The organism is Acinetobacter sp. GD03645, assembly GCF_029845285.1.
Lineage (GTDB): Bacteria > Pseudomonadota > Gammaproteobacteria > Pseudomonadales > Moraxellaceae > Acinetobacter > Acinetobacter corruptisaponis.
Window position 1 is genome coordinate 59,784 of record NZ_JAOCLL010000019.1, and the last position, 15,197, is coordinate 74,980.

Annotated in this window: 10 protein-coding genes, 3 pseudogenes and 1 other annotated feature; of the genes and pseudogenes, 4 read left to right on the forward strand and 9 right to left on the reverse strand. The window is 38.8% G+C overall.

Translation table 11 applies throughout. The annotated features are described in order from the left end of the window. Positions 1-8: 8 nt before the first annotated feature. The gene (locus N5J47_RS14730; RefSeq protein WP_248603970.1) at positions 9-1,289 is read right to left on the reverse strand and encodes a cation transporter; all 1,281 of its coding nucleotides are present in this window, start codon (positions 1,287-1,289) and stop codon (positions 9-11) included. A 90-nt stretch (positions 1,290-1,379) separates the two neighbouring features. Between N5J47_RS14730 and cadR the strand changes: the two genes are divergently transcribed. Continuing rightward, positions 1,380-1,772 carry a Cd(II)/Pb(II)-responsive transcriptional regulator gene (gene cadR, locus N5J47_RS14735; RefSeq protein WP_057061774.1) on the forward strand — a complete coding sequence of 131 codons (393 nt, stop codon included), beginning with the start codon at positions 1,380-1,382 and terminating at the stop codon, positions 1,770-1,772. Positions 1,773-1,918: 146 nt separating this feature from the next. On the opposite strand, the pseudogene N5J47_RS14740 reads toward cadR, so the two are convergent. From N5J47_RS14740 to N5J47_RS14775, 8 genes and pseudogenes are all read right to left on the reverse strand, one after another. After that, a pseudogene (locus tag N5J47_RS14740) lies at positions 1,919-3,164 on the reverse strand (IS3 family transposase). Beyond that, positions 2,773-2,889 (reverse strand) — a sequence feature (AL1L pseudoknot). Its footprint overlaps the pseudogene before it by 117 nt. Before the next feature lie 193 nt (positions 3,165-3,357). Beyond that, positions 3,358-6,603, reverse strand: a complete 3,246-nt coding sequence (locus tag N5J47_RS14745) for a type I restriction endonuclease subunit R (protein WP_279960764.1) — start codon at positions 6,601-6,603, stop codon at positions 3,358-3,360. A gap of 35 nt (positions 6,604-6,638) precedes the next feature. Next, positions 6,639-7,166 carry a hypothetical protein gene (locus N5J47_RS14750; protein WP_279960765.1) on the reverse strand — a complete coding sequence of 176 codons (528 nt, stop codon included), beginning with the start codon at positions 7,164-7,166 and terminating at the stop codon, positions 6,639-6,641. Between the two features lie 17 nt (positions 7,167-7,183). Further along, positions 7,184-7,723 (reverse strand): DUF2939 domain-containing protein, encoded by a 540-nt coding sequence (locus N5J47_RS14755; protein WP_279960766.1) that lies wholly within the window; start codon positions 7,721-7,723, stop codon positions 7,184-7,186. A gap of 53 nt (positions 7,724-7,776) precedes the next feature. Then, complete coding sequence (locus N5J47_RS14760; RefSeq protein WP_279960767.1) at positions 7,777-9,000, reverse strand: restriction endonuclease subunit S; 1,224 nt, start codon at positions 8,998-9,000, stop codon at positions 7,777-7,779. Beyond that, a complete protein-coding gene (locus N5J47_RS14765; protein WP_279960769.1) occupies positions 8,997-10,544 on the reverse strand; it encodes a class I SAM-dependent DNA methyltransferase in 1,548 nt (515 codons plus the stop codon). The genes N5J47_RS14760 and N5J47_RS14765 overlap by 4 nt, the downstream gene beginning before the upstream one ends. 268 nt (positions 10,545-10,812) lie before the next feature. Next, positions 10,813-10,935, reverse strand: a pseudogene (locus N5J47_RS14770) (type II toxin-antitoxin system RelE/ParE family toxin); the annotation flags it as partial. 40 nt (positions 10,936-10,975) lie between these two features. Continuing rightward, positions 10,976-12,148 (reverse strand): replication initiation protein, encoded by a 1,173-nt coding sequence (locus N5J47_RS14775; RefSeq protein ID WP_279960771.1) that lies wholly within the window; start codon positions 12,146-12,148, stop codon positions 10,976-10,978. 918 nt (positions 12,149-13,066) lie between these two features. On the opposite strand from N5J47_RS14775, the gene N5J47_RS14780 reads away from it, so the two are divergent. The 3 genes and pseudogenes from N5J47_RS14780 to N5J47_RS14790 all read left to right on the forward strand — a co-directional run. Next, positions 13,067-13,843 carry a ParA family protein gene (locus N5J47_RS14780; protein WP_019383547.1) on the forward strand — a complete coding sequence of 259 codons (777 nt, stop codon included), beginning with the start codon at positions 13,067-13,069 and terminating at the stop codon, positions 13,841-13,843. 18 nt (positions 13,844-13,861) lie between these two features. Continuing rightward, entirely contained in the window at positions 13,862-14,761 is a 900-nt protein-coding gene (locus N5J47_RS14785; RefSeq protein ID WP_262463137.1) for a ParB/RepB/Spo0J family partition protein, read from the forward strand. A 138-nt stretch (positions 14,762-14,899) separates the two neighbouring features. Beyond that, positions 14,900-15,136: pseudogene (locus N5J47_RS14790) on the forward strand (transposase); the annotation flags it as partial. Between the last annotated feature and the right edge of the window lie 61 nt (positions 15,137-15,197).

A 15,197-nucleotide genomic window follows, 5' to 3' on the forward strand; every position in this document is an offset into this window, starting at 1 on the left:
CGATACTCTTACTTCAAAGCCAAAATCTTTCGAGCACCATTAAGCACGAATAAAGAAACCAGGATGCCAATGATTAAGTCTGGGTAAGCTGATCCCGTCCACGCCACGAGTACACCGGCAAATATAACGCCCATATTTACGACAACGTCATTCGCCGAGAAAATCCAACTGGCTTTCATATGTGCGCCATCTTCTCGATGACCAGAAATAAGATATAAGCATGTCACGTTAGCTATAAGTGCGAGCAGGCCAATAACAATCATGAGCGTTGATTCTGGCTCGCTTCCAAACATGAATCGTCTAATGACATCAACAATCACGATAACAGCAAGTAATAACTGAATCCAACCTGCGAAATGGGCTGCTTTTATTTGATATTTCGCAGCTTTTCCGACGGCATATAGCGCAATACCATAAACGGCTGCATCGGCAAACATATCTAGAGAATCAGCAATCAATCCTGTAGACGCAGCAATAATACCGCTGATGAATTCTATAAAGAAAAGTAGAGCATTAATACCTAATAACAGTTTAAGTACTTTAGCTTGTCTCACAGGATCAGGTTCATTAGGTATATCGCCTGAAGAAAGCTGTGTTTCATCAAGTTTCGCCCCAAAACCCAGTCCTTCGAGTTTAGCCGTAATTTGCTGAATCCCTTCATTATGGAAGACTTTCAGTTTTCGATTGGGAAGATCAAAAGTAAGACCTTTAACTGCTTCAATATCTGCAAGAGCCATACGGACCATTTGCTCTTCAGCAGAGCAATCCATTTTAGGAATGGTGTAGGTACTTGTTTGCTTAGCCTGTTGATTGCTTATATAAGTTTCAGTCTTCACAAGCTTTGCACCAAAACCCAAAGCTTCAAGTTTGGTGGTTATATTTTCATCTTTTTGATTATGTAGAACCTTTAAAGACCGGTTAGGTAAATCAAAGATGAGTTTTTGAACACCATCAATTGAAGATAGCGCCATACGAACCATCTGTTCTTCCGCAGAACAATCCATTTTGGGAACTAAGTATTCACTCATGTAGTGCGAATCTTTTAAAACGTTTTCAGTGCTTAAATTTTCTTTGGGATCAGAACCACAACAGGATTGAGCGGTATCTTCACAACTGTTTGAAGTGTTACAGCAAGGAGATGAAGATTTTTCTTCTTCCTCTTCACCACAACAGCTAGGCGTATTATCACAATTCTTTGAATTGCTTGCTTCTGCAATTGATGGATGATTTTCTTGTTGAGATTTCTTATCTTCGCATGGTGTTTCTTTACTACATCCACAGCCACTCATAGTTATACCCATTAAAAAAATTTATAAACTTTGAATATTAGAATCCCTATAGTTACTATAGAGTCAAGATTTTTTGGAAATATCAGCTCAATGCATTTAAAAATTGGTGAACTCTCTAAAAAAACCTCATGCCCAGTCTTAACGCTTAGGTTTTATGAAAAGGAAGGTTTAATTCCGGAACCGGAAAGAACGGAAGGAAATTACCGCCTTTACGATATAGGCTATGTTGAGCGAATTAAGTTTATTTTGAATTGCCGAACTTTAAATATGAGTTTGAATGAAATTCGTCAATTACTCACCTATAAAGATAATCCCAAGAAAAATTGTTCAGATGTGAATGAATTAATTGACTTACATGTCAGTGCTATCAGAGAAAATATAATCAAGCAACAAAAGCTTATTGAACAATTATCTGATTTAAGAGGTACTTGTGATGGCTTATGTACAATTGACCAATGTGGAGTTCTAAAAAATCTAGCTTGATTATCTAGACCTATGCTTTTTTCAAAAATTCTGTATATCTTTACTTAAGGCTGCAAAAAGTTTAAGGTTACTCAAATTCTGTGATCAGATCTTTGATAGATCTGGACTGAACCGTACCGGGTTTGTCGGAGACTTTTTTATTTAAGTTAGGCCACCTGACCTAACGGGTTAATCTTATCATAGTACATTGCTTCAAACTCAAAAGGCGATACATAACCCAGTGCACTGTGTACACGCTTTTTATTGAACCAATCTACCCAGTTTAGTGTCGCAAGTTGTACATCCGCTAAACCTTGCCAATCTGCTTTTAAATATTCAATCACCTCTGTTTTGTATAAGCCATTCACCGTTTCAGCCAGAGCATTATCGTATGAATCACCAGTTGTACTACCGACTGATGCTCGTAAATTTGCAGCTTCTAGACGATTGGTGTAGCGAATAGAGAGGTATTGCACACCTCTGTCTGAATGATGAATTACATGCTTTGGCATACCTCGATCATGCAATGCTTGCTCCAGTGCATCAAGTACCATATCTGTATTCATCCGTGTTGATACTTTCCATCCAACAATTGCTCGCGAGAACACATCAATAATAAAGGCGGTGTAGACCCAGCCATAATTGGTTTGAATATACGTAAAGTCACTGACCTGAGAAGCACTGCTTCGCAAGGGTCAGGTCGATCAGCACTAAAATTCCGTTTCACTAAATCATCTGCTCGTTTTTGATCATCTCGGCTGCGGGTAGTTTGTTTGTTCTTACCACGCCAAACACCTTGTATACCTAGCTTTTTCATTAATCGAGCAACAGTACAACGGGCGATAACATAACCTTCACGTTTCAATTGTTGCCAGACCTTACGCACACCATATCGACCTGAACTTTCTTTCCAAATTCGTTTAATTTGTTCAGCATGATGCTCATCATGTAGATCTCGTTTCGCTCGTTTCGCTCGATGTTCTGGATTGTCAGCGAGATCTAAAGTTCGATAATAGGTTGAAGCTGCGATCGGTAAAATCCTACAAATCGCATCAACACCATATAAGTCTTTATTGTTATGGATGAAATCCACCATTATTTGTGTGGGCGGTCGAGCTCCGCCTGGGCGAAAAAAGCGGCTGCTTTACGTAGAATTTCATTGGCACGCTTTAATTCTTTAATTTCACGTTCCATTTGCTTCATTTTTTCTTGATCAGATATCTGTTGTACTTTAATAGGATTTTGCTGATCTAAATGCTTTTGATGCCAAGCACGAAGTGTTTCAGGAGTACAACCAATCTTAGGCGCAATTGCTGTGATTGCAGCCCAAGTAGAAGGATAATCTTTCTCGGATTCAATCAATAATTGAACCGCTCTTTCTCTGATTTCAGGGGTATATTTTAATTTTGTCATCGGGGTAGTCTCTCAGAATATTGACTCTCCGACAAACCCGGTACGGTTCACTTTTATCTGCTCCAGATATGAAATTTTCAACCAGTTTATTCTGATCTAAAAGCTTGTTAGCGGCAGTGTAAAAATGACCCTCTAATGACATTTAAAAACTGCCCCCCCTTGTTGTGTTTTAGTTGTAATTTAGTGGTGACAACTAAGCTGCCGTTGCTAATTCTTCAGCCAATTGCTCCGCCTGCTCCAAGACAGTCTCTGTTGCAAGCAAAGCCATATCAGGTGGATAACCGTACTTCTTCAGCAAGCGTTTCACGATGACTCTGAGTTTCGCTCTCGCAGATTCTTTAATGGTCCAATCCAAGGTTACGTTCTTACGAATCGAGTCTGTGAGGACAACTGCAAGCTCTCTAAGAATATCCTTTTGCATCAGCTCACGAGCACTCTCATTGTCTGCGACTGCTGAGTAGAACGCATATTCGTATTCAGTCAGGTTGAGTTCTTCTGCAAGTTTGTCTGACTCTTGGATTGCCTTAGCCAACTTGATGAGTTCATCAATGACTTCGGCTGCAGTCAGTACCTTGTTCTGATAGCCCTTGATCGCAGAGCTCAGCATATCCATGAGCTTTTTACCTTGGGTGACACTCCGCTGTTCTCTTACCTTGATCTCATCACCAAGGAGCTTCTTCAATGTTTCAAGTGCAATGTTCTTATGCTGATAGCCTTTCATCTCCTGCAAGAACTCATCTGAGAGAATTGAGATGTCTGGCTTCTGGATTCCTGCTGCATCGAAGATGTCGACCACTTGTTCTGTAACAAGTGCTTGGTCAATGGTTTGCTTCACTTTAGCTTCAAGCTCAGCATTACTCATGCCTGAGACGTTGCCTGAGCCATCACTGAACTTCGCAAGTCGCGCTTTCACTGCTTGGAAGAAGGCAACCACTGGTGCTGCTTCCATCGCATGAGGATGAGGCACTGCTAAAGCAAATGCCTGTGACATCGCTGCAACTGCTGTCAGGAAGCGAGTCTTACCTTCTCCTTGGTCTACACCTAAGATGTGTTCTTCTGCTTCAAGGATAATGTTGAGCTTACGAGAAGTATTGGCTGTGAAGTATTCTTGGTAATTGAAGCCATGCATAATGCCATCAATCACTTCGAGCTTCTCTTGTAGAATGGTTGCAGCTTCGTCTTGCACTAATGCAGGGTCACCCTTACCACCTGCTTCAGAGTAAAATGAAAGTGCTTCTTTCAGGTCAGATGCGATACCAAGGTAATCGACAACTAAGCCACCAATCTTATCTTTGTAGACTCGGTTCACTCGTGCAATCGCTTGCATGAGGTTATGGCCTTTCATTGGCTTGTCTATGTAGAGCGTGTGCATACTCGGCGCATCGAAACCAGTCAGCCACATATCACGAACAATCACAAGCTTCAGCTTGTCATCATTGTCCTTCATACGATTGGCCAGGATCTGGCGTTGTTGCTTGGTCGTATGGTGTTTGGCAATCTCCTTACCATCAGAAGCAGATGAGGTCATCACCACCTTGATCACACCATCGTTTAGATCATCGCTATGCCATTCTGGTTTGATCGCTACAATTTCGTTGTAGAGGTCGATAGCAATCCTACGGGACATGCTGACGATCATGCCTTTACCTTGGTTTGCATTGGCTTTAAGACGTTGTTCAAAGTGTTCTACGATGTCTTTGGCAATCGCCTTGATACGCTCTTTACTGCCGATCAGCCCTTCGACCCTTGCCCACTTCGCACGCTCTTTTTGTGTTTGGTTTAAGTCTTCTTCACTGAACTGATCGTCAAAATCTTCGATCAATTCTTTGCCTTCCTCACTGATGGCAATCTTGGCGAGTCGGCTTTCATAGAAGATCCGAACGGTGGCACCATCTTCAACAGCTTGCGAGATGTCATAGATGTCGACATAGTTACCAAACACTGCAGGCGTGTTGACATCGGTCTTCTCAATCGGTGTACCGGTAAAGCCAAGGTAAGTGGCGTTCGGCAAGGCATCGCGCATGTACTTGGCGAAACCATAGACAGTACGCTTACCTACGACTTTGCCCTCATCGTCCTTCACATCGACTTCTTTGGCATTGAAACCATACTGTGAACGATGTGCCTCATCTGCAATCACCACGATGTTGGTGCGGTCTGACAGCAGCTCATAAACACTGCCACCATCTTCAGGTTGGAACTTCTGGATGGTGGTGAAGATCACCCCACCTGAACCAACCTTGAGTAGCTCTTTGAGTTCTTCTCGATTCTCTGCTTGCTTTGGTGTCTGGCGCAGTAATTGGCTGGATGCAGCAAAGGTTCCAAACAGTTGGTCATCCAGATCGTTCCGGTCTGTGATCACGACCACTGTTGGGTTATCCAAAGCCAGGACAATTTTGCCTGTGTAGAAGACCATAGACAGAGATTTACCCGAACCTTGGGTATGCCATACTACACCTGCTTTCTTGTCACCGACTGCTTGTTGTTGCACAAGTTCGAGCTTACTTCTGCCTTGGTGTTGCATAGCAAGTTCTGCTGATTTCGAGTCCGAAGACATTGCAGAGGCACGAATGGTAGAGAGTACTGCTGCATTCACTGCATAGTACTGATGGTATGCAGCCATCTTCTTGATAGTCTTAATAGTGATTAAGCCGTTGGCATCTTCTTGTTTGTTGGATTCAAACACAATGAAGTGTCTGATCATGTCGAGTAATGTCACTGGATTGAGTAAACCATGTAGCAAGACTTCAAGTTGTGCCTGTGTCTTCTTGGCCTTGGTTTGACCATTAGAAGTCTTCCAAGCCATGTAACGACTCAGATCTGCTGAGACCGTCCCTGCTTTCGCCTCTAAACCATCAGAGATGACGTTAAAGGCATTGTAGGTGAACAGTGATGGGATCTGGCTTTGGTAGGTCTGGATCTGCTTATATGCGCCTTCTACAGTGGCATTCTCGTCTGTGGCATTTTTAAGCTCAATGACCACTAAAGGTAAGCCATTCACATAGATGATAATGTCAGGTCGTCTTGTCCAACGATCTTCTTTGATGGTGACTTGGTTTACGACAAGGAATTCGTTATTGCTTGGATTATTGAAGTCAACAAGCCAAGCATATTCACCTTGGGTGTTACCATCCTTGCTCACTTCAATATTGATGCCTTCAGTAAGTAAGCGGTGGAATGCCTGGTTGTTGCTGAGCATATCTGGGGAATGCAGATTGGTGACTTGCTTCAGTGCCTCAATGCACTTGTCTTCATTCAAATGAGGATTGAGACGTTGCAAGGTCTCCAGTACTTTGGCTTCCAAAATGACTTGCTTATAGCTTCGTAGAGGGTTGCTTCCCTTGGATTCAATTTCAGGTCCATACACATAGCTATAGCCCAATCCCTCTAGTTGCTCTATCGCCATCAGCTCAATGTCTGATTCGGTCATCTTAGTCACTTTTGCATTCCCCTCAAATCACTTAATTTTTTCTTTTAGTACAAAGCTTTTTCAGCTTCTGATAAACAACGTTCTTTATTCTCTTTACGAATTCTTTCAATATCATCAGCTAGCCCGCTAGGTAATGTACATTGAGCATCAAACTCCGTTTTTCCATAATGTTCATGACACCATGCTTCACCCATGAATTGATTATTAAGAATTGACTTATCATTTAGACAATTCTGCAATTTAGTTTGGTTTCTCTCTGCAAGACTTGCACAGCTGTTTGACCAATGATCGCTATATCGTTGTTCAGCTTCATTCAAGCAAATCTGGTAGGCATGAGTACGTTGCTCAGCCTCTTGCTCCTTTTTCTTCAAGGCTCTGGTTTCAGCTTCTTGTTTCTCTTTCAGCTTTTCCTTTTCAAGGTCTAGCTTCTGTTGCTCCAAACTAGGAACAAAAATAGCGTAGTAGTAAAATACCCCCGCACTTGCAATTAAAGCTGCTGTTACCAAACCAATTGCTAAGATCAATTTAATTGTCTTGTTTCCATCATTTTGCATATTTTGATTACCAAACATTTACTTACTAACTCTTACTATTCCATCGGCACAGCGATCTTGTGAATCTTCCAACTTAAGCCATCACGAACCATGAGCACTTTGACTTCTTTGGATTGATCCTGATCTTTAATGACCACCTCAAAATCATTTAGGGACGTGTAGCCGGCTTCATATTCTGGCTTAGGTTCTTCATTTTCTTGGTTTGATGAATCTTGCCCACCCATTGACTGCTGTGCTGATTGTTTTAGGTCTTTGCCTTGTAGCATTAGGGTCATCCCTTCAGGTGTGACAAAGCCATCAATCATCTTATCGACCATGGTTGAAGCAAGCATTGCTGCTAATGCAGCAAAACCATCAGTGTCTTGATTCATTAGCTCTTTAGCCATCATGGCATTCATCTGGTCTTTGAAGCTCTGACGCACGCTTGGATAGTCAATGTACTTGGATACTGTATCGCTATCACCTGCCTGTGCTGCTTTCTTGATGTTATTGAGTGCAAGGTATGGTGTGGCATACAGGTAGCCACAGATCACGACTACGATTGCAATTAAAGCCCCTATTAGCTTCTTATTCATGTTTACCCCTAGATGTAAAAAAGATGAAGCCATCAAATGACTTCACCTCATTGTTATGCAACTTGTTCTGTTTGGTATTGGACCCTGACTTCACCACTCATCAGCTTTGGTAGAAGCGTGTCTCTTAGGTTTTCAAGTGTTTGGATCTGACTTTGGTTTGCTTGTACCTTTTGATAAATTCCCACCAATTGCTCATCTAGTTTCTGTATTACATCGGGGGAAGGTAAGTTAAGTTCCAAGCTTTTTAGACCTTGAATAGTTAAAGCTGCTTGTGTGCTACCAATACTAATGTTATCTAACTGCTCTTTCCCATCTTTTGAGTTAAGCCAACAAAATATGATATTGGATGAGATACGCTTAAAATCCTTAAACCAAGTTAAGTTACCATCTTTAAAGTAGAATCTATCATTCGCTTTAACTTGATAAGTAACACCTAGAGTTCCTACTGACGTCAGCAAAATATCGCCTTCTACTGGAGCACCAAACTTAGCCTCAATTTCATCAAATCGTTCATTTGAAATGAAAAGATCACTTCTGGTTTGACCTGATTTGTTGAGCTCTATAATTTCCTTACTTCTGTAAAAAGGAATGCCTTCATCAACATACTCTGAGTAGAAGATACGTTTACTAGAAGTAATATTGACTACTTCTCCTAGAGTTACTTTTTCCCAATCCTCTTTCTCTTCCTCAATAAACCATTGACGAAACAGTGTTTCAGCCATGGCTTCAAAGGTCTTGTTCTGACGATGCAGTAAGTCAATCTTGTCATCCAATGATGAAAGAACAGAGGCTATGGCTTTTTGTTCAGGTAGAGGTGGAAAAGGTATATCCAATGTCTGAATATTATAAATAGGTAACTTAGGCTGAGTCGAACCAACAACCCTTTGGTCTATCTTGTCTTGTCCTTCATCAGACTTCAAATAGTAGTAAACGAAATTACTATCCACCGTATTTGAAAGTGGAATAAGTTTAACGCAGTTTTCAGTAAGATTAGCTCCATCCAGTGTTTCACCAATTATATTAATAGATCCTATTTGACCAACAATTGAAAGTATCAGATCGCTCTGTTTAACCCTATATGAGCTGATGGTACTTACTACTGCTTCAGGAACATACATAAAGCTGTCGACCAAATTTAAGACTTTCCCATCTTTCATATCAGTAATACGAATGTAAGGATGTTTATTTGGCGTTGTTTGAAGCATTACACCTTTTGGTAAGCGCTTACCTCCCTTTATGGAATAAAGCTCATTAATTGTCTTCACTCCCCAACTCATACAATCACCTTTGCCAAGTTTTCAGCAATTGCTTGATTCAGCTTAGCTTCCTCTGCAAGCTGTGCTTCAAACTCAGCCTTTAAGCTCGTGAAGCGTTCTTTAAAGTCAAATTCATCTTCATCATCAGCTAAACCAACATAACGCCCCGGGGTGAGTACATAATCAAGCTCAGCCACTTTCTCAAGTGGTACAGAAGCACAGAATCCCGCTACATCTTCATACTCACCATCTTGGTTTCTCCAATTGTGGTAAGTGTCAGTGATCAGCTTAATGTCTTCATCCGACAATACTTTGGTTCTGCGGTTAATGAGATGCCCTAAGTTACGAGCATCAATGAATAGGATTTCATTGCTACGGTCTTTGTACTTGGTTGAACCAACACGGTCACGACGCATAAACCATAAAGCAGCAGGAATCTGGGTATTCAGGAACAGCTTGGCAGGCAGATTCACAATACAGTCAATGACATTAGCTTCTGAAACCAAGGCTTTACGAATTTCACCCTCACCACTGGTTTTAGAGGTTAAAGCACCTTTCGCAAGGACTACACCTGCCTGACCTTTAGGACTCATGTGATACAAGAAGTGTTGCATCCATGCGAAGTTAGCATTACCTGCAGGTGGTACACCCAATGACCAACGAGCATCTTCTTTAAGTAAGTCACCACTCCAGTCAGAGACGTTGAATGGTGGATTAGCAATGATGTAATCCGCTTTCAGGTCTTTGTGTGCATCGTTTAGGAATGAACCTTCAGAGTTCCATTTCACATGCTCTGAGTTGATGCCACGAATCGCTAAGTTCATCTTAGCGAGTCGCCAAGTGGTTTGGTTACTCTCTTGTCCATAGATCGAGATGTCATCGACCAAGCCTTGATGTGATTCTACGAACTTCTCGGACTGTACGAACATACCACCCGAACCACAGCAAGGATCGAATACACGTCCTTTATATGGCTCTAACATTTCAACCAATAGGCTCACAATGGATTTAGGCGTGTAGAACTGCCCACCTTGCTTACCTTCAGCCAAAGCGAACTCACCAAGGAAGTACTCGAATACATGCCCTAGCACGTCGGCAGAGCGAGATTTCGCATCGCCTAGAGCAATGTTACCAATCAGGTCAATCAGCTCTCCTAGGCTCGTAGGATCGAGATTTTGACGTGCATAGACCTTAGGAAGTACACCCTTCAATTGAGGGTTGTCATTCTCAATAGCTTCCATTGCTTCATCGACGAGCTTGCCAATGTTAGGTTGTTTTGCTTGGTTTAACAGGAATGACCAACGTGCATTCTCTGGAACAAAGAAGACGTTGTATGCCGTGTATTCATCACGGTCTTCTGGGTCAGCTCCTGCAAACTCTCCCTCACCTTCTACGAGTAAGTTGTAGTGAGCTTCAAAAGTGTCGCTGATATATTTGAGGAAGATCAAACCAAGGACGACATGCTTGTACTCAGCAGCATCAATGTTCTTGCGAAGTTTGTCTGCAGTCTTCCATAACACAACCTCTAAGGGTTCTTGTTTGGTTTGCTTTGGAGCACGAGCCATAAAATCAACCTGTAATGAATAGCTTATCTAATTTTAGTAAGGGAATAGTAACCAATTATCTGTGCGTGCGTAAGCATGTAGATGACATTACTTGTCGCATATCTTTGAGATACCGAACTTATCGTAGTACTTGAATCTTGAAAGATTGGTTTTGTATTGATCAGAGATACTTGGATTGCCTCCACCTTTACTCTTACTTGGTTCAGCTTGGACAGGAAACTTGCTGTTGTTACTAAATAAGATGAGTATGTTGCTGAAACTCACCTTTTTTGGGAATGCGAGGATTCTCCAAAACCTTGATCAACTTCTTTTTCAATGGCTGCTTAATACTTGGATTCAGCTTGTTCCATTCTGCTAATGCTTCATCTAAAAAATCTAACTTATAGGTCATCAATATTTACTAGTAAAAAGTGTAGCAAGTTGCTACACAGTCATATAACGTCTTTTCCAAATATTTCATTCAATCGTTTTCTATTTTCTTTTACAAAATTTGGATTATTTTTTAATTTATATTTCATTTCTTTCTTAAATTCACTCATTGAACTGCCAGCTACAGCAAAATCCATTTGGAACATAATATCATTCACTATCACATTTGCTTGAGATTCAGTTAAGCACCCTTCTGTCTTAAACCACTTACTAAACTGTTTATAATTTGGGTCGTTTGCATAGATATACCAAGACCTTACAGTCATATCGAACTTCGCACCTAATTCTTTAACAAGCGCATTATCATCAAAATTGACATCTAAATAGATTTGAGTCTTATCATTAGCATTAGATACAACAACTTCAGTGGCATGCCTATTAAGAATTTTAAATCGAACTCCAACAATAGGTCGACCTTTCTTGATGGTATCGTACTCTAATTGAAGACTAGTCCTTTCATTAATTTCTTCAATAATTTTGTCTAAAACGTATCGTCTAAAATCAACCCAACGATCGTATTTTTTCTCCCCAATATCAATTAATGCTTTGATATTCTCAAGTGAAAGTTCAACCTCATAAGAATCTTGATTAGCATACTTAAATTCATTTTTGATAAAGTATGAATACAAACTCATACTGGTTACAGAGTCCAAAGCAAATAAATCTTTCAATTGATAGGTCGTAAAATTTCCATTTGCTAAACGAGTAAAATACGGAAGTACTTCACTGGTGAAACGTATCTGCAAAGCATTTTTAGCATCATCTTCCCAACGGAGTTCACGAATAATTGGTACTACTGAGTGTACTTTTTTAACTTTACGCTTATTATCATCCACGGGCTCTTCAATTACAAAATGAGCTACTCGTGATGATAATTCTTTATAAATACGATCAATAGCAACATTAATGGAATTCTTTTTATCTAATCCTAATAGTTCGCCTAAATCATCTTTATGCAAATAAATATAAGTTTGCTCTGTAATTTCACGATCTTGATTATTCTTCTCACCATAATTCGCAACAGCCATTGCATAAAGTAGAGCCTTATACTCATTAGATGATAATTCAATTGGTCTAATCAGACGGTTACTAGTGCTGACTACTCCATTATGTCGAATATTACCAATACAATAAGGTAGATGTTCTAATTCTTCTGGTTCGTTGTGATTGCTCATAAGTGGAAAGATTAACATATTTTCTACATGTTATACACAAAAGTGGAAGAAGATGCAAACCGCTCACTATTTTCTCTTCCTTACATTAAATTAACTCAGTTTATGCCCATCAAACACCTTAAGAGTGGAAGAAGTGTCATTATTAAAGTGCAATTTTGATACTATTTAGCCTTATAGTGGAATTAATATAAAATTAAACACTTTTAAGTGACAATCCTTCCACCTTTGATAGTTCATCCGTGTCGCTAAAGCAATCAACTTGAAAGTAGAAGTAGCTTACAACATCACTAAAGTGGAATTACAACTCAAGCATTCCACCATTAAAGTGACAAACCTTCCACCATTCCGATATTCTTGATTATCAAACATCATATTATCAATTAAATTTTATACAAATAGTTTATCCACAGAATAAAAAACATCTAATGACAAGTCTTCCACCTTTATTTCAATAAAAACAAACTTATCAACATCACAAGTAGTTGAATTATATTGTTTTAAATTAAAAAATCCACCTTAAAATAAAGCACAATGACAAGTCTTCCACCACAGTGACAAACCTTCCACTTATCGGTGACAAACCTTCCACTTATCGGTGACAAACCTTCCACTTATCGGTGACAAGCCTTCCACTTATCGGTGACAAGCCTTCCACTTATCGGTGACAAGCCTTCCACTTTAAAAACAATATCTAGTTGTTTTTAAACAAATAAAATTTGTCTAATTATAATTAACTAATTAATACTAATTAATACTAATTAAAATTAGCTAGCTATATTTTTAAAAAAAATTAAGAAATGTTTTTGCTACATCTTTTGAATTTAAAAGATAAAAATATGACAAAGGAACTGTAGCAAGTTGCTACAAATATCTTTATATTAAATGAAATCAAATCAAAGTAAATTCCTTAAGACAAATATGTCAACTAAAATCATTGCTGTAGCTAATCATAAAGGTGGTTGCGGGAAAACAACTACTGTAGTACATCTCGCTTCAGAACTTGCTGAATTAGGAAATAAGGTCTTAGTAATTGATCTAGATCCACAAGCAAATGCAAGTTTACATATAGGATTAAGACACCCTAGCGAAGTTGAAACTACATCAGCTGAATTACTTATTGGTGATATAAGTCTATTATCGGAAGCATTAGAAGAAGAAACAAAATTTAAAAATGTTTCCTTAATATATGGCTCATTAACTCTTGGTAAAACTGAAGATCAATTGAAAGATGATGCACCAAGACCATCCGAGGAACTTTCAAATAAATTAGAAATTCTAGAAGGATTATATGACTACATTCTTATTGATTGCCCTCCGAGCTTAAAATTACTAACCAGCAATGCTTTAGCCGCTTCGACACATGTTATTGTTCCAATTGAATCTGGTTCACAATACGGTCTCTATGGTGTTACTGATTTAATTAATCATTTAAGTAAAATTAGAAGAGTTAACCCTGAATTAGAACTCTTAGGTGCTTTATTAATTAAACATGATGAGCGTCAGAATGTATGTAAATTAATAAAAGATGAAGCATTTAATCAAGTTGGAGAATTATTGCATACCACAATTCCAATGAGCACTAAGGTTAATCAAGCTGCAATTTTGCAACAACCTTTATTATCTGTTGATAAAAACTCAAAAGTTCGAAAAGCTTTTGAAACTTTAGCACAAGAAATTGTTCAGCGTATTGGATAATATAATTCTGGAAATATTATGGTAAGTAATAAAGAGCTATTGGCTAAACGTCTTCAGCAAAATACTCAAAAGCATCAACATGCCCAAAAGGAGCATATTAACGATGTCAAAGAGTTAAGACGTAATGTGCAAATTACAGATATTCAAGCTAGTCCTAACCAGCCTCGAAAACTCTTTAATCAACAAGATATTGAAGATTTAGCAGCATCAATTGAGGAAATTGGGCTATTACAACCAATTGCAGTTCGTAGAATAAATGATAAATATGAGTTGATTGCTGGTGAAAGACGATTGAAAGCCCACCAATTTCTCAATAAGAACACCATTGAAGTAATCATTATTGATGCATCAGATGAAGAAGTTGCTTTATTAACATTAGCTGAAAATTTAAAGCGAGAAGATCTGACAGATTATGAAATATATGTTGGATTAACTTCTTTGGATGAAAAATTAAAAAAAAATAAGCAGAAGTTAGCAAAGTCATTAGGTATGAATCGTGAAGATATGTATAAATATTTATCTTTTGAAAAATTACCTGGAGAGTTGATTGAAGATTTGGAAAAACAACCGTCATTATTAGCAAGGACCGCTGCTACAGCAGTGAAAAAGTTTCTATCAGATCATGAAGAAAACCATGAATATGCTAAAGCAGCATTATTCGAAGCATGGTCAAAATTGCTTAACAAAGAAGTTGAACAGACAAAATTGGCATCACTAGCTGAAAAAATCTTTAAGTCAAGAGAAACCAAAGAAGTTATTCAAACCTCAATTGTACATAAAATTGAATATGGTGGGAAAGTTGCTGGTAATATCAAATTTGACCATAATACATTAAAGGTATCTTTAAAAATCGGACAATTTGATGATCAAAATTTACAAGAATTAGAAACTTTGCTAAAACGAATGTTAGAGAAATAAAGTAAAAAATAGTGTAGCAACTTGCTACACTATTTTTTTGTAATTGAGTAAATTTATATAGGGTGTGTTGACACCTTTAGCTTAAAAAAATAGCGAAGTAGTAAAATTAAATCGCCAAACCCAATTTTACTATTCGCTATGCCTCGTACCATGCTGACAGATCAACACTGGCAAAAGTTGAAAGTTATTCTGCGTAATTTATCCATTCACCACAATTCAAATTTACGCAATTTTATTGAAGCTATTCTATATAGAATTAGAACAGGCTGTCCGTGGCGAGATATTCCTTCCTGTTTTGGTCATTCAAACTCTATTTTCAAACGTTTTAATCGTTGGTCAAGCAGCGGTAAGTTACTTAGATTATTCAAATTACTAGGGCTTGTTGAGAATTAACAAAGGGTACTGATTAATTTATAATAGTACTATGGATAGATAC